Raw genomic sequence first — 17,745 nt, 5'->3', positions numbered from 1 at the left:
TCGACAGGGGAACAGAGGGGCGGCCACGACTATTCCGGCCTGCTCTCGCTCCCCTGACCCTCGCCCACGGGCTCGTCCGTGGCGGAGCCGGCCTGGAGGGGAGCGGTGCCCTCGATCTGCTCACCCGCGCGTCCCTGGAGCTTCGCCTCCAGCTCGTCAATGCGCTGCGAAAGGCGCTTGACATCGGCCTGGAGATCGCGAACCAGCCCGAGACCCGGGAGGATCGCGCGGATGCGCTCGTCGACGGCCTGCTGCCACTGATCGAGCGTCTGCTTCGAGCTCTCGACGATGCCGCTCAGGCGACCCTTCGCGTGGCTCGACCTGTCCGGGTCGAGCGGCGGGGGCGGCTGGGACGGCGGCGTGGAGGCCGCCTGCTCCGGCGCGGGCGCCTGCGGGGCGCCCGGCGCTACGACCCCGCCCTCCCCGGGGACCGCGCCGGGGATGAGCCGGCCGATCGGCCCCTCGCGGAGCTGCGAGAGGAGCCGCTCGCCCCGCTCCTGGATCAGATCCCTCAGCGTGCCGAGCGGAACCGAGCGCGGCTGCGACTTGAGATCCTCCGAGATGATCAGCGCCAGCGTGACCTCGGTCTTGTCCTCCTTGGTCGCGTTGTCGATGATCTGGACCTCTTCGCCGGCCCGCACCATCTCCCCGATCTGTTGCAGGGTGACGTAGCGACTGTCCTTCGTGTCGTAGAGCTTCCGATTGGAGTAGCGCTTGATAACGCGACGCGGTACCTCGCCGCTGCCCAGGGTCTCCTTCGCCGTTTCCATCTCCTCTACGCCTCGAGTCGATTGGACCACCGCTAGAAACCTCGCGCAAGGAAAGATCACTCGATATCACTCGATAAAAGGGGCGGCGCTTGAAGGAGCCGGCGATCGAGCTGCGTGACGTGACCGCGAGCTATCCCACCGGGAGGCTGGCGCTGGAAGGGATCAGCCTGGCGGTGCGCGCGGGCGAGCTCTGCGCCGTTCTGGGGCCGAACGGCGCCGGCAAATCGACGCTGGTCCGGGTCCTTTCCGGGGCCCTGCGGCCGGCGCGGGGGGAGGCGAGCCTGCTGGGGAGGCCGCTCGGCGGCATGGACCGGCGCGCGATCGCGCGGTGCGTGGCTGTCGTGCCCCAGGGCATCGCCTCGGCGCCCGGGTTCACCGTGCGCGAGGTCGTGATGATGGGCCGCGCGCCCCACCAGGGCGCCTGGATGCGCGCCTCCGGCCGCGACGAGGAGGCGGTCGCCCGCGCCCTCGGCGCCTGCGACCTCGTCGAGCTCTCGGGGCGGCCGGTGGCCGAGCTCTCCGGCGGCGAGCAGAAGCGGGTCGCCATCGCAAGGGCGCTCGCGCAGGAGGCGCAGGTCTTGATCCTCGACGAGCCGGGGGCCCACCTCGACATCCGCCACTCGATCGAGGTCCACGAGGTCGTGCGCAGGGAGGTGGCCGAGCGGCGCCTCGCCTGCGTCGCCGTGCTGCACGACCTCAACGCGGCGGCCCAGTACGCCGACAGGGTGGCGCTCCTCAAGGGCGGGCGGCTGGTCGCGCAGGGCGCCATCGAGGAGGTGATGACCTACCGCCGGCTCAGGGACGTGTTCGAGGCAGAGCTCTACGTGGGGGTGAACGAGCTCGACGGCAGCCGGTACTTCCTCCCCGTCCGGGGCGCGCGCGACGCGCCGGCGCGCTGATCGGCGCCGCCCGCGGCCGGGGCCGAGCGCGATCCTCCGCAATCTCGACCGCCCGAGCGGCGCGGTTTATAAGCGGCGCCATGCGCGGATCTCCACCCTGGAGAGCTCTCCCTCGAGGCTTCCTCCCGTGCCTGCTGGCCCTTGTCGCGCTCCTCGGCGCGGCCGGCTGCGCCCGGAGCAGGACGGCGCCCGAGCTCCTGAACGTGATCGACGTCGTGCCGCGCGAGGTCGACCTCGGCGACCGCATCGAGATCCTCGGGACCAACCTGCCCACCGCCGAGGCGAAGGAGGCGGTCGTCACGTTCCGCGGGACGCTGAGGCGCCCGGGCCAGGCGCCGCTCACCGACCAGAGCATCGAGATCGACGACGCGCAGGTCAGCAGCAACAAGGTCTCGCTTGTCTTCTCCGAGGGGCTGCAGGCGCGCTTCGCCGGCCGCGGCGACGACGCGGTGCACACGACCTTCCACGGGGACGTCGTCGTCGAGATCCCCGCGACAACGCGGGGGGCGCTCCCCGTGGCCGGCACGGTGAGGGCGGTCACGATCGATTTCATCCCGCCGACCCCGCGCCGCGCCGTCATCGCGGCGCGCGAGAAGGAGGGGGCGCGCGCGCTCGCGTTCCTCGGCGTCGAGGTCGCGCCCGAGTCGCCGCCGTCCGGCGGGCTCGTCGTGACGGGCGTGCGCGACGCGAGCCCCGCCAGCCGGGCGCAGATCGCCCCGGGCGACGTCATCACGAGCTTCGAGGGCGTGAAGGTCCTCTCGAGGGGCGACGTGATCCCGAGCGGCCACGAGCGGCTGTCGACGGTCGGGATCCGGCGGGGCAGCGCGACGCCGTCCCAGGTCCAGGTCTCGACCGAGGGGTTCCACGCGAGCGCGCCGACCGACCTGCTCGGCGCCGGCATCCTCCTCGGCGTGGCCGCCGCGATCATCCTGCTCTTCATGGCCCCGACCGCGGGGATCATCACCTGGGTCGAGCGCCGCGTCTCGGCGCGCATGCAGTCGCGCATCGGGCCGAACCGCGCCGGGCCGCAGGGCTTCCTCGTGTGGATCGCCGACGGGATCAAGTCGATCCTCAAGGAGGACGTCATCCCGGCGGAGAGCGATCGCGCGCTCTTCCGGCTCGCGCCCTACCTCGTTTTCGTCGGCGTGTCGGCGACGTTCGTGGTGATGCCGTTCGGCCAGTACCTCATCGCGGCCGACCTCGACATCGGCATCCTCTTCGTCATCGCCGTGACCTCGCTCGTCACGATCGGCCTCATGACCGGCGGCTGGGCGTCGAACAACAAGTGGTCGCTCCTCGGCGGGATCCGCTCGGCGGCGCAGATCATCAGCTACGAGATCCCCGGCGCTGTCGCGATCGTGTGCATCGTCATGATGACCGGATCGCTGCGCCTCCAGGACATCATCGGCGCGCAGGGCGGCACCGGGGCCTCGTTCCTCGATATAGGCGGCTGGCCCTGGTACTGGTTCGTCTTCCGCAACCCGATCACGTTCGCGCTGTTCTTCCTGTACTTCACGACGGCGCTGGCGGAGGGCAACCGCGCGCCGTTCGACCTGCCCGAGGCGGAGAGCGAGCTCGTCGCCGGCTACTCGACCGAGTACTCGGGGATGCGGTACCTCTTCTTCTTCTTCGCCGAGTGGGCGAACGTCTTCGTGATGTGCGGCATCGCGAGCGCGCTCTTCCTCGGCGGCTGGCAGATCCCCGGCGTCTCGCCGGCCCAGCAGGAGGCGAGCTTCGGACTCCAGCTCCTCGGTGTTTTCCTCTTCCTGCTGAAGAGCTGGCTGCTCGTCTTCGTCGTCATCTGGATCCGCTGGACGCTGCCGCGCGTCCGGATCGACCAGATGATGAACCTCTGCTGGAAGTGGTTCGTCCCGCTCTCGTTCGGGGCCTTCCTTCTGACGGCGCTCTGGATGGTGATCGGCGTCAGCAAGACGGTCCAGCTCGTCATCAGCGTGGTCACCTTCGCCGTCTGGGCCTACCTGCTCGTCCACTTCATTCGCAGGGTCCAGTACAACCTGCGGCAGGCCAAGGTCGCGCTCCACCTGAATCCGTTCCTGTGAGAGCAAACCCCGGTGTCACCTCGGCCTTGCGCTGAGGTATGCTGTCGGGCGTGGCGGTCCCGTCGAGCCCGGCCTCCGATTTCTGCGCGGCGTGCGGCTTCCCGCTGCGCGGGCCGCGGTGCGAGGCGTGCGGGGTCGACCGCTCGCCGGCGATCTCGCGCAAGCCGCCGCCCGCGGACGCCGACTGGGACGGCAGCTCGATCGAGGCCTGGCGCGCGCGCGATCCGGTGCGCTTCGTGTCCCACTGCGCGTCGGCGGAGGCCGGGACGACCGTCCAGGCGACGACGCTGCAGGACGGCGTGGGGTGGATCGTCCCGCTCGGGGCGGCGACGCTGTTCGTCGCGCTCGACGCGGCGAACGAGCGGGTGTCGATCGACGTCCCGGTCGTGCGCGTCGCGGAGCGGCAGCGGGTGCCGCTCCTCCGGGCGGCGCTCGAGCTGTCCGGCGGCCCCGAGCCCTTCCGGCTCTGCCTCCGGGACGATCTGCTGCTGCTCCGCCGCGTCGGCCGCGTCGCCGCCTTCACGCCGGAGGCGCTGCGCCAGGCGCTGCGCGAGAGCGGCGAGGCGGCCCAGCGGCTCGGGGCGACGATGGCCGCGTGGTTCGACGCGCGACAGCCGTTCTCGGAGGAGCAGCGGGCGAGCCTGACGTGGGCGTCGGCCGGCCGCGCGCGGCCCCTGAAGAGCTTCTCCATCCCGCCGGCGCCCGGCCGCCCGGCGAGCGCTCCGTCGGTGCGGGCCGTAGCGCCCCCGCCGCCGATCTCGGCGGTGCGGACGCCGCACGAGGAGCACTCGGCGTGGGCGGCGCCCCCGCTGCCGCGCCTGCCGGAGTCGGTTGCGCGTCCCATCCGCGACGCGGACGTGATCCCCGACATCCTGTCGCCGTCGCTGGCGTCCGTCCCGGCGCCGACGTCGATGGCGACGTCGGCGAGGAACGGCGGCGCGCCGCCGGCCAAGGCCGGCATCCTCCCGCCGGCGCACGACGGGGGCGCCGCGTCGAAGTCGATCAGCAGCGTGGCGATCCCGGGGCCCGAGGCCGGCGCCGCGAAGCCGGCCCCGGCGACCGCCGCCCCGCTCTCGGGGGAGCCCGCGCCGGCCGCGGACACGCCGGCGCAGATCGGCGATCGCCGCAGCGCGCGCACCGTGCCCTTTCGCCGCTCGAACTCCAGCGTGATGGCCGCCGTGACGACGCCGGTGTCGGTGCGCCCGCCCGCGCTGCCGGAGGTCGAGATCGACCCGCCGTCGCGCCAGAACATCCCGTCCCGCCCCGAGTCGACGAACACGCCGGCGGACCGGTTCTGCCAGCTCCTCCGGGACGCGCAGGTGCTCGGCGCGGCGCTCAGCTTCCAGGAGCGGCCGGGCGTGATGGTGCTCCTCATCCGGTGCACCGTGTTCCGGGCGATCTACGAGTACGGCGACACGATGCCGGACGCGGTGGCGCACCTCTACCGCTGCACGGCGGCGGCGACCCGCGAGCTCATCCAGGCCGACGGCGGCGCGCGCCGCGGCGGCACGGCCGGGGTCGCGGAGCCGGCGTTCCTCGCGATGGAGCGCCTCGTGACGCTGCGCGGGCAGGTGGCGGAGGAGAAGCCGCTGCACGTCGATCCGCTCACCACGGCGGCGCTCGCGCGCGAGCACCTCGGCCGCTACCTGCGCGAGATCGAGCGCGCGCCGGCCGACCCGATGCTCCGCCACTTCCTCGCGATCGGCGCCCTCTCGGAGCTGCTCGTGCGCACGAAGCTGCCCCTCAAGACGGAGCAGCGGCTGCGCGACATCGTCGCCTACGCGCAGCGCGACGGCGCGAAGCCCGGCACGATCGATCTGCTGATGACGGCGCTCTCGAGGATCGTCGCCCAATGACGTCGCAGCTCGCGGCGCACGGCGACGGCGATCTGGCGCTGCTCCACGAGCGGGTCGCCCGCGCGCGCCGCTCGATCGTGGCGATCCGCGCCGGCGCGCTCGTCACGACCGGCTGGGTGGCGCTCGGCAACGGCGTCGTGGTGACGAGCCGGCGCGGGCTCGGCTACCCGACGGAGGTCGCGCTGACGCTCGAGGACGGGCGGAGCATGGCGGGGCGCGCGATCGCCGCCGACGTGGGGCGGGACGTGGCGCTCGTCGCGCCGGGCGAGCCGCCGGGCGTCGCGGCGCTCGCCGTGCGCGCCCCGGTGGAGCCGCGGCTCGGCGAGCGCGTCGCCGTGCTGAGCTGCCTGCCGGGGCAGACCCTGCGCCTCGCCGTCGCCAGGGTGTGCCACGTGGCGCGCAGGGTCGACGGGCAGCTCCCCGCGTTCGAGATCGACGTGGCGGCCCCGCTCGGCGCGCCGGTGCTCGACCCGGAGGGGCGCGTGCTCGGGGTGGTGGCGGCGCCGTCCGGCGCGGCGGGAGAGCTCCCGGGCCACAGCGTCGTGCTGCCGGCGGGCTCGTTCCAGCCGCTGCTCGCCGCGGTGGACCGGCCGCTCGTCGAGCTCAGGGACAGGGCGCCGGTCTACCGCTGCCCGGCGTGCGACGAGCCGTTCGACGTCGAGGGCGATCGCTGCCTGGGCTGCGGCCGGCTGCTGCCGCACGCGTTCGCGCCGGCCCCGGCCCGCGCGGGGGTCGAGCGGGTGATCCGCCAGGGCCTGTCGGCGCTCGGGATCATCGCGAACCGGGCGCGCGTCGGCCCGAGGACCTGGCGCATCGCGCAGCGGCCGTTCCCGGCGGCGGAGACGGCGACGCAGGTGGACGTCGAGATCGACGAGGCGGGGCGCCTGCTGACGCTGCGCGCGCCGGTCGTCGGCCTTCCGGCGGCGAACCACGAGCCGTTCTACCGGTTCCTGCTCACGATGAACGACCAGACAACGGGGGAGTTCCGCGTGTCGATCACCGGCGACGAGGTCTCGGTCTCGTGCGTGGCGTCGCTCGAGGGCTTCTCGGACCACGACGCGGCGCTGCTCATCGACGGGCTCGTCCAGATGGCCGACGAGTACCGCCGGACGCTGGCGGAGACGTTCGAGGCGGCGCCGCGGTTCGAGTCGGCGGGGCGCTGAGGAGGCGGGGCCGGCGGGGAGGCTTCGGGCGGCGGCGGGGAGGTTCCGGGAGGCGGCGGGGAGGCTTCGGGCGGTGGCGCGAGAGCTTCGCGCGCGGTCCTGGAGCTTCCCGTGCGGTCCTGGAGCTTCGCGCGCGGGTCGGAAGGTTGAATTCCCCGGGAAATTCGCCCCCAGACGCGCGCCGGAAGGCGCCGGGGGCGCGGCGGACGCCGCCAAGTACGCGAAATCTCGTGCTCCGGAGCGCGCGGGAAGCTTCCGGAGCGCGCGCGAAGCTTCAGGACCGCGCGCGAAGGTCTCGGGCGCGCGCGCGAAGCTTCCGCAGCACCCCGGGCGCTGGAGCCTGTGTCTCGGATTACTGGAGATCGGCGCCGCCGGTCTCTTCGACCGGCTCGGCCGGCCTGGGCGGCGTGGCCGTGGGCGTGGCCGGCGTTGTCGCGGGCTTGCGCTGGGGCGCCTTGCGGCTCGCGAGGCCGAGGCGGATGAGGTAGCTGCGCTTCTTGACGACGGCGCGGGCCGTTGTCGCCCACTCGTCGAACCAGCCGCGCAGCTTGACGAGCGCCTCGCGCCGTCGCGCGGCCTCGGGGAGATCGATTGTCTCGGGCAGAGGCGATGTCGGCCCGAGCGCCACGTCGACGAGGCCCTTGAGGCGCTTGCGCTCGGCCTTGTCGAGGCCGCGGGTGGCGAGGAATGCGACGGCCTTCTTGTCGCCCTGCTTCGTCGCGGCGCGGTCCGGATCGGTGCCATTCTCGAGGGCGTCGATCCGCGCGAGGAAGGTGGCCACTCCCTGGACAGCGGCGGTGCCGGTGGAGGGCGAGAGGTCCTTGAATACGTACTCGTGCACGTCGGGGAAGCGCCGGCGGAGCGCGGCGCCATGACGGGCGTAGTTGGGCTCGTCCCACTGGTCGAGCTCCCCTGTCGCGGCGCGCTGCGCCCTGGCATCGTCGGTGTCGGCCGGCGCGCCGGCGGTCTTGCGCGGGGCGGCGAGGACGTCGAGGAGGAGCGCGCGGCCCTCCAGGATGTCGTCGTCGGTCATGCCCGCTCCGGCCATCAACGTGCGAACCGCGGCGACGGCGCCTATCCCCATCAGGAGCTTGGTGGCGCGCTCCGGCGTGGCCTCGAGGACTGCATTCGAATACTCCATGACTGATTTCCTCCCTGCCGGCCGGCAAAGCCGGGCGGCGGCAATGAGGAGGGAAGATGCAATGGGAGTCGGCGCTGTTGAAAAGGGCTTTCTCGCCTGATCAACCGTCGGGTTTTTGCTGCCTCGACCTGCTCGATCCGTAGTGGGCCTGCCGTCGGGCTGCCCGTCATCTGTCTCCCGTCTCCGTCTCCCGTCTCCTACCAATGCCCCACCGGTCCCGTGTGGACGCTTGCCGCCCACGAATGAGCGGGTGAGCGTGCGCGGGAGAGAAGACTCGCGGGGTGGAGGGAACCGGTGTGATCAGGAGAAAAAGATCGAGCCGGCGGACGGCCATCCTCGTCGCGGCCGTGGCCGTCCTGGCGCTGGGCGCGATGGCGACAGGGTGCTTGTGGCCGCGCGAGGAACACGCGCCCGGCAGGTTCTGCGCGCAAGCCGACACCAGCACTCTCGAGCACTGCGTGGACGCGAGCGAGGGCCCGGGCAGCGCGTGGAGCAAGGCCGAGGAGGACGGCGAGCTGCCGATCCAGATGTGGGCGTTGCCGCCGTTCAGCGGGCCCGACGCGTTCGTCGCGAGCGAGGCGGAGCTCAGGGCCTGGTTCGACAATGTCGATCGGGCCGTGGCCTACGTGCGGGATGAGGAGAAGCACGCCGAGTCGCTCCGGGCGACCCTGGACGGCGAGCTCCTCGGGCTGCTCCTGACACACAGGCGTCATCAGAAGGAGATCCTCGACGAGGAGCCGGTCCGCGCGGCCGACAACTTCACTCGGGCGATGGCCGACAAGGCGCGCGCCGAGGAGGAGCCGCTCGCCGCCGCGCTCGCGGCGGACAAGCAGGCGCTGGCTGCGGCGCACGCGGTCTTCGACGAGGCCCGGCGCGACGCCGCGCCACTGCAATCGAGGTACGCGGCCGTCGCGGCGCGGTTCGCGGACTACCGCGCGACCGAGGCGGCGGAGACGGCGGCGTACGCGGCGCTCTCGGCGGAGGCGTCGCGGTCGGACATCGACGCCCTCGACGGCGCGGAGGAGGCCGTGCTCGCCGCGGCGCGCGAGGCGAGCCGGGCGCCGAACGAGCTCGCCGCGGAGATCATGACGCTGTCGGCGGAGCTCCAGGCGCTCGCTGTGTCGTTCGAGGAGGCTATCGCGCCGCACAAGGAGGTCCTCGCGACGCACGGTGCGGTGGTGCCGGACATGACCTCGGGGGCGCTGCGCTCGCTCGGCACGATGCTGGGCTACGCGCAGCGGCGCGTCGCGCGGAGCGACGCGACAGCGACGGCGCTGCTCGGCGGCATCGCGCTTCGCCGGGAGGCGCTCCGCGTGTTGCAGGGCGATGAGGGCGCGCGCGAGGCGGTCGCGCGGTCGCGGAGCCGGAGGGCGTCGGAGCGGTTCCGCGAGGGAGCGCGCGGGCGGGCGGCGGCGCTGTCGGCGGCGCCGCCCGTGAGCGAGAAGCTCGGGCTGCCGCTGCTCGCGGAGCGGTGCGGGGAGCTCCTGGCGCTGGTGCAGATGCGGCCGCTCTGCGAGGCGGCGGGATCGTCGTGGCGCGAGGCCGGGTGCGCGGAGCTTCGAGGGCGGTTCGACGGCGCGGAGGAAGAGCTCAGGACAGGCCTGCCGCGGAAGATCGCGGCGGGCCTTTCGGCGCTGCGGGAGAGGGGGATGGCCGCGGCGGCGCTCGATGCAGCGCAGGCAAGGCTCGACGCGGGCGACGTGAAGGGCGCCGCGATTGCGTATGACGCCGCCGTGCGCGGCGCGGAGGGGACATGAGCGGATCGAAGAATGTCACGCTGCGCCGCCGGGGCGCCGTGGTGCTGCAGAAGCTCGTCGCGCTGGTCACGGTGCTGGCGGTGCTGTCGCCGTCGTTCGCGCGGGCTGGCACGCCGTACACCCTCCTCTGGAGCAACCACCAGGACGTCGGCTCGTGCGGGATCGCCGAGCTGGACAGGGAGGGCGGCGCCTTCTTCGAGGCGAACCAGACGCCGCTGCCCACGTACTCGGTTCCGGACGCGCTGCAGATCGAAGCCGATGGTTCCCAGAGCAACACGTTCGAGGCGGAGTTCGATTCGGTGCTGCTTCGCATGGGCAGCAACGACTTCCACTTCCGGGCCCACACCGTCAACGGCGGCAACTGGTGCACCCACGCGCACGACGTGGTGCACCTCGTGTCGGAGCCGCTCGGGCTGAACAAGCCGCTCTTCAACATCCGCCGCGACGGGGCCGGGTTCGAGGGCAACACCGCGGTCGACCTGAGCCTCGCGGAGATCAACCCGGAGCTGGCGCGCGACATCGCGGAGCTGGAGGTCAGGATCGCCGGGCTGATGACGGCGCTCCTCCGCGACGCCGCCAGGGTCGCGGACCTCCGGGCGAGGATGGACCTCTTGCGGCAGCTCGACACGGAGCTGCACGACCTGGTGCAGCGGCCGCTGGACGAGATCTCGCGGACCGACCTCGACGCGATCCTCGACCGGTACAAGGACGTTGTCGACGCGGAGACGCGGGCGGCGATGCAGCAGCTCGTCGACGACCTGAAGAAGAGCGTCAGCGACCTGGAGAGCGAGCTCGCGCGACTGCTTGACGAGTTCGGCGCGCAGGCGGACGAGCTGGCGGACCTGGCGACGCAGGACGCGCGCGCCGAGGGGTGGGATCCGGACGACCCGTGGAGCTACGCGCTCGGCGAGAGCGACGTGCCGTGGGTGGAGGTGCCGGACATCGCGGAGGTGGATGGAGCGTTCGAGGAGGGGAGGGACCCGTACGCGGCGTACGCGGACACGGTGATCGCGGCGCTGGAGGCGGCCGTGAGCGGCGGGGTGGTGGTCGCGCGGGCGGACTTCGTGGCGAACGTGAGGGCGTGGCGAGAGAACAGCGCGGCGCTGGAGATCGCGCTGCGCGACCGGATGGGGGTGTCGCTGGCGGAGACGAACGCGTTCCTGAAGGCGCAGAACCGGATCGCGGCGGTCGTGCGGCGGTTCATGGATGCGTCGGACTGGTTCGTGGACTCGCCGGTGCCGGCGGACCTGCGGGCGGTGGTGGACACGGTGCTGAAGCCGAGGTTCGACGCGCTCGCCGACCAGATGAAGGACAGCCTCAACCAGTGGACGGGGGCCGGGCTCGACCTGGAGCAGACGCAGCTCTACCAGACGATCAGCGCGTTCGCGGGGGCGATGTCGACGGTAGCGAAAGGCGTCGAGGCGTACGGCGAGGTGATGCAGACGCTGGTGCACGCGACGACGCGCATCGGGGTGGGGTTCGTGCCGGTGGTGGGGCCGGCGCTCGACCTGTGCGAGGCGGTGACGGGCAAGGAGTGGTGTGTGCCGTCGGGGCAGGAGCTGAGCGACGAGGAGCGGATCTTCTCGGGGCTGGGCTTCGGGCTCGGGGCGGTCGGGCCGATGTGGCGCGCGGTCAAGACGAGCAGCGGGCTCAGGCCGGCCGCGATCCGGGTGGCCGGGGAGATCGCCGAGATCGAGGAGGCGTTCGCCCAGATCGTGAAGACGAACCGAGTCAGGGGGTACAAGGGGCTCACCGGGGCGATCACCAAGTTCGAGGTGGACATCTTCGAGAAGAAGGCGGCGAAGTTCCTGGTGGACGACGGCCGATCGCTCGTCGGGGTCGGCGACGACGGCGTGCGCAAGGTGGTCGGCATTCCGAAGACCTCGCGTCCTAAATCCAAGGAAGCGATGGCGCCTGACTTCGTGTCGATATCCACGGGTCACAAGCTCATCATCAGCGAGGCAAGGGCGGAAAGATCTATGTTGAAGACGTGCGCGTGCAGCTATCAAACGCCATGAAGGCCCTGAAGAACAAGGGGCTCGATGGAGACGTGGAACGCGTCGAGCTCATCATGGAGCAGGGAGCGAAGTTTGATGATGAAAACTTCACTGTTCGGGACGGTTACCTGTTCAACGGGAGAACGGGCAAGGCCGTGACGTTGGAGGGTTTCAACAAGTTCATCATGGTGATCCGGCTATGAGTGTGTCAGGACCTCACTTCTTCGCCTGGTGTGATGAGGCAGAACGGATCGACGCGTTCGCCGCGGCACTGTCGGCCCTCATCCCCTCGGGAGAGCTCATCAGTCTGATGATGAGTTCCGAGGAAGGGTGCGAGACGCCTTCCGTGGACGAAGTGCTCGCGATGATTCGCGCTCACTTCGGAGGATGGAACAATGCTCACGTTCTCTCCGGCGTGAACTTGAGAGATTCTGAGCGCGATATATGTTGTGGTATCGCGTGCTACACCGACGAATGCGAGCGTCGCTCTCCCGGCGGCCCTCTCAAGTTGCGGATATGCGAAAAACGGGATTTCTTTCCGTACGAGATCGCCGTGGGCGGCGGCCCCCGCTCCGTGGAGGCTGAGGCCGTGGTCGCTTGCCACCTGGTCCAGGGCGACATCGAGGATCTCCTGCTCCGCCTCTGCGCGCCGGACGCGAGCGGGCGCGTGCCGGCTGGCGCCTGCACCGACAAGGAGGACTGGCTCGCCCCGGTCGAGATGTGCGCGACCTATACCGCGAACGCGGAGGAACTCGCGCGCGACCTCGCCCTCTCCTGGGTGAGCTTGCACGAAAAGCAGAGCGTGTCGTGCATCGCGGGCATGTCGCTGGATGCGCTGCACGCCCGCATCGACGCCGCGCCGCGGGGCGCGCGCGTGCCCATGAAAGGCACGCACGAGCTCAGCGGCTCGCTCCCGCGCGAGACCGTGCTCAAGGCGCTCGCGACGCAGCCGGCCACGCTGCTCGATGCGCTCGAGGCCGCGGCGGTGCCCGACGACACGTGGCGCGCAGCCGAACCCCAGGCGCACGAGATCATGGAGCTGCTCCGCCAGCTCGCGGAGGCAGCCGAGGGCGAGGGCCCGCCCGCTTTTCGGGCAAAGGTCATGACGCGCGGGCACACCCGCTTTCTCGAAGAGCACGCGCCCTTCCACGTGCGCCGCCTGCCGAGCGGCGGCGTCGTGCTGGCGACTCATCCCTACCGTACGCTCTGGCCGCTCTGGTCCGACGCGCTCTTCGTGCTCGGCCTGATGTCCTGACGTAGGTCGTGCACGTCCTCGCTTGTCCGGACTTCGCACTCGGGCCGCAGGCACCAGACGGCGCACCCCTCCCTGAGCGCGCGGAGCGCGCGATTTGGGAGGGGCGGACCGCGCGCAGGCGCGGAGCGCCGAGCACGGGCCGGGGGTGGGCATCCGCTCTATCTCGGCCTTCCTTCGCTCTTTCAGAACCTTCCTCATCGACGACCAACACCGAGGGTGAGGCCCGGACGACCCGTGGAACCCGCGCGCCGCCGCCTCGGCAGTCGCAAGCTCGCTCTCGCCTTCGGGCGCATCCTCGACGGCATCCACGTAAGCACGCCAGAGGGCCAAGGCGGAGTAGGTCAAGCTCGGCCATGGTGGACCGGGCTCTCCGTTGATGAGCCCCTCGCTGCTCTGGAGATGGCCTTCGCCCCTCGGGCCGGCGGGGTGCTCGCCCGGACAGCCGGAGTGCGGCGGGAGCAACGGGAAGAGCGCTCTCCCAGAGCCTCCCCGCCCCGACGCGCACGCCTGTGGCGGACGCGGGCGGGCTCGACGTGCTCGCGTCGGCGCCGTCCAGGTCCAGCGCCCCAAACGCACAGCACGTGCAGGAAGTCAAGCCACCGCCGTCGCGCGGGTTCACCCGCCAGCAGGGCCGCCCAGGGCGAGCCCGGCCGCGCCGCAGGGGCGCGGCGCTCCCGCGCCGCCCGCCGGGACTCTCGCCGAGCGACACATGGTAGCGTGCGCCGCGCCAGCACGACGCCGTGCGGCCATCCCCGTCCCCAGAGGAGACCATGAAGCGAGAAAAGCGACTGACCAAGCGCGAGCGGAAGGCGCTCGCACCGGCGCGCCCGGCGGCGCAGCCGCACGAACACAAGCACATCCACTGCGTCGCCTGCGGCAAGCACCTCGATGCGGTGGAGTTCGGGGCGCAAGGGACGGCCACATGGCTCCAGTGCCTGCACCGGTCGCGCTTCGCGTCCTGCACCGTATGCGTCGAGATATCGAAGCGTCTCCTGGCCGAGCACGACCGCACCGGACAGCCGGTGCAGTCCGCTCAGGCATGGCACTGAGAGCAAAACCACCGGCCGCGAGCCCGACCGGCAACGCCTGAGGACGCTCGCACACAGCGCACCACAGGCGGACGGTCAGGACAGGTCGTCAGCGCACCTCCTTCGCCAGCTCACCCACGCGGCCGTCCACCCCGGATACGCTTGCGCTCGGCGCCCTTTGCGCCAATGGTTTGCGCCCCATTCATCTCGGAGGATCTGCATGACGAAACCAATCCGCCGCGCGGGCGTCATCGGCGCGGGCGTCATGGGCAGCGGCATCGCCGCCCACTTCGCGAACGCCGGCATCGAGGTCTTGCTCCTCGATATCGTGCCCCCGAACCTCAGCGAGGCTGAGCGGCAAGACCCGGCCGCCAGGAGCCGGTTCGCCGCGGGCGGGCTCGAGAAGGCCCTCAAGGCCAGGCCCGCCGCGTTCTTCCACCCGTCGCACGCCCGCCTCGTGCGCACCGGCAACACGGAAGACCACTTCGCCGAGCTCGCGCAGTGCGACCTCGTCATCGAGGCCATCATCGAGAAGATGGAGCCGAAGCGCGCCCTCTTCGCGCGGCTCGAGCAGGTCATGCGGCCGGACGCGATCGCGGCGTCGAACACCTCCGGGCTCCGCATCGAGGAGATGATGCAGGGGCGCTCCGAGGGCTTCCGCAAGCGATTCCTCGTCATGCACTTCTTCAACCCCGTCCGGTACATGAAGCTCCTCGAGCTCGTCACCGGCCCCGACACCGATCCGGCCGTCGTCGCGCGCGTGCGGAGGTTCGGCGAGGACGTGCTCGGCAAGGGCATCGTCTTCGGGAAGGACACCCCGAACTTCGTCGGCAACCGCATCGGCACCCACGCGATGCTCACGGCCATCCACCTCATGATCGAGGAGGGGCTCGCGCCGGAGGACGTCGACGCCATCACCGGCGTCGCCATGGCCCACCCGAAGAGCGCGAGCTTCAGGACAGGCGATATCGTCGGGCTCGACACCTTCGCCCACGTCGCCGAGAACTGCTACGCGTCGCTCGACCGCGACGAGGACCGCGAGGTCTTCAAGCTGCCCTCGTACATCCAGAGCATGATCGAGGCGAAGCTCCTCGGCGACAAGACCAAGGGCGGCTTCTACCGCAAGACCAAGGACGGGCTCGAGACGCTCGATCCCGCGAAGCTCACGTATCGGCCGCACGGCGGCGACGAGGCGATCAAGAAGGCCACGAGGTCGTGCGAGAAGATCGAGGACCCGGCCGCGCGCGTGAAGAAGCTCGCCGGCGACCCGGGCAAGGCCGGGCAGTTCGCCTGGAAGGTGCTCTCCCGCTCGCTCGCGTACACGGCGCGCCGGATCGGCGAGATCACCGACAGCATCGTGGCCGTCGATGACGCCATGCGCTGGGGGTACAACTGGGAGCTCGGGCCGTTCCAGACCTGGGACGCGCTCGGCTTCGCCGAGACCGTCGAGCGCATGCAGAAGGACGGCATCAAGCTGCCCGAGTCGATCCTGCGCATGAAGCAGAGCGGCGCGACCTCGTTCTACCGCGCCGACGGCGCTGTGTTCGACCTGCTCAAGGGGGAGTACGTCGCCCGGAAGCTCGATCCGCGGAACGTCACGCTGGCCGGCGCGCGCGCGGCCGCGAACGGCGTGAAGGCGGTGCTCGCCAACGACGGCGCAGAGGCCTGGGACCTCGGCGACGGCGTGCTCGGCGTCACCTTCAAGACGAAGGCGAACAGCCTCGATCCGGACTCGATCGGGATGCTCACGCTCGCCGCCGAGAAGGCCGAGCAGGACTTCCGCGCGCTCGTTGTCTTCAACCAGGGCGAGCACTTCTGCGTCGGTGCCAACCTGTTCCTGGTGGCCATGGCCGCGGGGAACAAGGACTGGGACGCGATCCGCAAGATGGTGAAGGCGTACCAGGACGCGACGCAGCGGCTGAAGTACGCGAGCGTCCCCGTCGTGGCCGCGCCCTACGGGATGACCCTGGGCGGCGGGCTCGAGCTCTGCTTCGCCTGCGACGCGGTGCAGGCCGCCGCCGAGACGTACGCGGGGCTCGTCGAGGTCGGCGTCGGGCTGATCCCGGGCGGCGCGGGGACGCTCAACATGCTCTGGCGCGCGCTCGAGGGCGTCCCGGAGGGCGTGCCGGTGAACGCGTACGACCTCGTGACGCAGGTCTTCAAGAACATCGCCCTCGCCAAGGTCGCGACGAGCGCCGACGAGGCGAAGGCGCTCGGCTTCTTCCGCAAGACCGACGGCGTCTCGTTCGATCGGGCGCGCCAGCTGTACGAGGTGAAGGCGCGCGCGGTCGGGATGGCCGAGGCCGGGTACCACGCGCCCGTGCCGCGCGCCTACAAGCTGCCGGGCGAGAGCGGGATCGCGACGCTGCAGATGATGATCGACACGCTCGTCGCCGGCGGCCACGCCAGCGAGCACGACGCGAAGATTGCGCGCAAGCTCGCCGAGGTGCTCTGCGGCGGCGCCGGGGGCGCGGCGCGCGAGGTGACCGAGGACGAGATCCTCGAGCTCGAGCGCGAGGCGTTCGTCAGCCTGTGCGGTGAGCCGAAGAGCGCCGAGCGAATGCAGTACATGCTGATGAACAACAAGCCCCTCCGGAACTAGGTGAACGCCATGGTCGACGTCGTAATTGCAGAGGCCGTCCGCTCGGCCGTTGGCCGGGCCCACAAAGGGTCGCTCGCGCTGAAGCGCCCCGACGAGCTCGCGGGCGAGGTCGTCGCCGCGCTGCTCCAGCGCGTCCCCCAGGTGAAGCCGGAGGACATCGAGGACCTCGTCCTCGGCTGCGCCATGCCGGAAGGCGAGCAGGGGCTCAACGTCGCGCGCGTCGTCTCGCTCCTCGGCGGGATGCAGCAGGAGAGCTCCGCGATCACCATCAACCGCTTCTGCTCGAGCGGGCTGCAGGCGATCGCGAACGCGGCGGGGAGCATCGCGATGGGATCGGTCGACATCGCCGTCGCCGGCGGCGTCGAGTCGATGAGCATGGTGCCGATGACCGGCAACAAGCTGAGCGCGTCGCCGGAGGCGATGGAGCGGTGTCCGACGGTGTACACGCCGATGGGCATCACCGCGGAGAACGTGGCGAACAGGTTCCAGGTGAGCCGCGCCGACCAGGACGCGTTCGCGCTGAAGAGCCACCAGAAGGCGGCGGCGGCGCGCGCGGCGGGGCGGTTCGAGGACGAGATCGTCACCGTGAAGGGCGTGCGCTACGAGAACGGCAAGCGCGCGACCTTCGACTTCCGCACCGATGAGCTGATCCGCAAGGAGACGACCGCGGAGGCGCTCGCCGGGCTGAAGCCGTCGTTCGCGGCGAAGGGGAGCGTCACCCCGGGCAACAGCTCGCCGCTGTCGGACGGCGCCGCCGCCGCGCTCGTGATGAGCAAGGCCAAGGCGGACGCGCTCGGCGTGAAGCCGCTCGGGTTCTTCAGGGCGTTCGTGACCGTCGGCGTCGACCCGGCGATCATGGGGATCGGCCCGGTGCCCGCGGTGAAGAAGCTGCTCGCGAGGACGGGGCTGAAGATGGCCGACATCGACCTCTTCGAGGTCAACGAGGCGTTCGCGTCGCAGGCCGTCCACGTCCAGCGGGCGCTCGAGATCCCCGAGGAGAAGCTCAACGTGAACGGCGGCGCGATCGCGCTCGGCCACCCGCTCGGGTGCACCGGCGCGAAGCTCACCGCGACCGCCCTCTACGAGCTGCGCCGCCGCGGCGGCCGGTACGCCATCGTCACGATGTGCATCGGCGGCGGCATGGGCGCGGCCGGCCTGGTCGAGCTGGCCGGCGCGGCCGCGCGCGCCTGAGCCCCCGCCGCTGATCCTCCCCGCTG

General features: G+C 71.5%; 13 protein-coding genes. 11 read left to right on the top strand and 2 right to left on the bottom strand.

From position 1 onward, the window contains the following. Positions 1-29: 29 nt before the first annotated feature. On the bottom strand, positions 30-770 hold the full coding sequence (locus tag WMF42_RS37580; protein ID WP_061605649.1) for a polyhydroxyalkanoate synthesis regulator DNA-binding domain-containing protein: 741 nt from the start codon (positions 768-770) through the stop codon (positions 30-32). Between the two features lie 89 nt (positions 771-859). Between WMF42_RS37580 and WMF42_RS37575 the strand changes: the two genes are divergently transcribed. From WMF42_RS37575 to WMF42_RS37560, 4 genes are all read left to right on the top strand, one after another. Further along, complete coding sequence (locus WMF42_RS37575; RefSeq protein WP_233561000.1) at positions 860-1,669, top strand: ABC transporter ATP-binding protein; 810 nt, start codon at positions 860-862, stop codon at positions 1,667-1,669. Between the two features lie 80 nt (positions 1,670-1,749). Then, complete coding sequence (gene nuoH, locus WMF42_RS37570) at positions 1,750-3,729, top strand: NADH-quinone oxidoreductase subunit NuoH (RefSeq protein WP_437687974.1); 1,980 nt, start codon at positions 1,750-1,752, stop codon at positions 3,727-3,729. A gap of 50 nt (positions 3,730-3,779) precedes the next feature. Next, positions 3,780-5,585 (top strand): hypothetical protein, encoded by a 1,806-nt coding sequence (locus tag WMF42_RS37565; protein ID WP_437687972.1) that lies wholly within the window; start codon positions 3,780-3,782, stop codon positions 5,583-5,585. After that, on the top strand, positions 5,582-6,748 hold the full coding sequence (locus WMF42_RS37560) for a trypsin-like peptidase domain-containing protein (RefSeq protein WP_437687970.1): 1,167 nt from the start codon (positions 5,582-5,584) through the stop codon (positions 6,746-6,748). The genes WMF42_RS37565 and WMF42_RS37560 overlap by 4 nt, the downstream gene beginning before the upstream one ends. A 352-nt stretch (positions 6,749-7,100) precedes the next feature. Here the strand turns inward: WMF42_RS37560 and WMF42_RS37555 are convergent, their stop codons facing one another. Continuing rightward, positions 7,101-7,889 (bottom strand): hypothetical protein, encoded by a 789-nt coding sequence (locus WMF42_RS37555; RefSeq protein WP_437687968.1) that lies wholly within the window; start codon positions 7,887-7,889, stop codon positions 7,101-7,103. Positions 7,890-8,185: 296 nt separating this feature from the next. Between WMF42_RS37555 and WMF42_RS37550 the strand changes: the two genes are divergently transcribed. From WMF42_RS37550 to WMF42_RS37520, 7 genes are all read left to right on the top strand, one after another. Further along, the gene (locus WMF42_RS37550; RefSeq protein WP_437687966.1) at positions 8,186-9,646 is read left to right on the top strand and encodes a hypothetical protein; all 1,461 of its coding nucleotides are present in this window, start codon (positions 8,186-8,188) and stop codon (positions 9,644-9,646) included. Then, positions 9,643-11,664 (top strand): hypothetical protein, encoded by a 2,022-nt coding sequence (locus WMF42_RS37545; RefSeq protein WP_437687964.1) that lies wholly within the window; start codon positions 9,643-9,645, stop codon positions 11,662-11,664. Before WMF42_RS37550 ends, WMF42_RS37545 begins: the two co-directional genes overlap by 4 nt. Further along, entirely contained in the window at positions 11,661-11,846 is a 186-nt protein-coding gene (locus WMF42_RS37540) for a hypothetical protein (protein ID WP_437687962.1), read from the top strand. Before WMF42_RS37545 ends, WMF42_RS37540 begins: the two co-directional genes overlap by 4 nt. Continuing rightward, the gene (locus WMF42_RS37535) at positions 11,843-12,898 is read left to right on the top strand and encodes a hypothetical protein (RefSeq protein WP_437687960.1); all 1,056 of its coding nucleotides are present in this window, start codon (positions 11,843-11,845) and stop codon (positions 12,896-12,898) included. Before WMF42_RS37540 ends, WMF42_RS37535 begins: the two co-directional genes overlap by 4 nt. A 770-nt stretch (positions 12,899-13,668) precedes the next feature. Further along, positions 13,669-13,947 (top strand): hypothetical protein, encoded by a 279-nt coding sequence (locus WMF42_RS37530; protein ID WP_061613511.1) that lies wholly within the window; start codon positions 13,669-13,671, stop codon positions 13,945-13,947. Positions 13,948-14,146: 199 nt separating this feature from the next. Continuing rightward, the gene (locus WMF42_RS37525; RefSeq protein ID WP_437687958.1) at positions 14,147-16,528 is read left to right on the top strand and encodes a 3-hydroxyacyl-CoA dehydrogenase/enoyl-CoA hydratase family protein; all 2,382 of its coding nucleotides are present in this window, start codon (positions 14,147-14,149) and stop codon (positions 16,526-16,528) included. A 9-nt stretch (positions 16,529-16,537) separates the two neighbouring features. Then, a complete protein-coding gene (locus tag WMF42_RS37520; protein WP_434043410.1) occupies positions 16,538-17,719 on the top strand; it encodes a thiolase family protein in 1,182 nt (393 codons plus the stop codon). Positions 17,720-17,745 lie beyond the last annotated feature (26 nt).

Source organism: Sorangium sp. So ce176 (assembly GCF_051519835.1).
GTDB lineage: Bacteria > Myxococcota_A > Polyangia > Polyangiales > Polyangiaceae > Sorangium > Sorangium cellulosum_G.
This window is presented reverse-complemented; position numbering and strand designations above follow the sequence as displayed.

Excerpts from the sequence above, each read along its gene's own strand:
- WMF42_RS37580 (WP_061605649.1), bottom strand. The coding sequence starts at position 770 with ATGGAAACGGCGAAGGAGACCCTGGGCAGCGGCGAGGTACCGCGTCGC.
- nuoH (WP_437687974.1), top strand. The coding sequence starts at position 1,750 with ATGCGCGGATCTCCACCCTGGAGAGCTCTCCCTCGAGGCTTCCTCCCG.
- WMF42_RS37560 (WP_437687970.1), top strand. The coding sequence starts at position 5,582 with ATGACGTCGCAGCTCGCGGCGCACGGCGACGGCGATCTGGCGCTGCTC.
- WMF42_RS37555 (WP_437687968.1), bottom strand. The coding sequence starts at position 7,889 with ATGGAGTATTCGAATGCAGTCCTCGAGGCCACGCCGGAGCGCGCCACC.
- WMF42_RS37545 (WP_437687964.1), top strand. The coding sequence starts at position 9,643 with ATGAGCGGATCGAAGAATGTCACGCTGCGCCGCCGGGGCGCCGTGGTG.
- WMF42_RS37540 (WP_437687962.1), top strand. The coding sequence starts at position 11,661 with ATGAAGGCCCTGAAGAACAAGGGGCTCGATGGAGACGTGGAACGCGTC.
- WMF42_RS37535 (WP_437687960.1), top strand. The coding sequence starts at position 11,843 with ATGAGTGTGTCAGGACCTCACTTCTTCGCCTGGTGTGATGAGGCAGAA.
- WMF42_RS37530 (WP_061613511.1), top strand. The coding sequence starts at position 13,669 with ATGAAGCGAGAAAAGCGACTGACCAAGCGCGAGCGGAAGGCGCTCGCA.
- WMF42_RS37525 (WP_437687958.1), top strand. The coding sequence starts at position 14,147 with ATGACGAAACCAATCCGCCGCGCGGGCGTCATCGGCGCGGGCGTCATG.
- WMF42_RS37520 (WP_434043410.1), top strand. The coding sequence starts at position 16,538 with ATGGTCGACGTCGTAATTGCAGAGGCCGTCCGCTCGGCCGTTGGCCGG.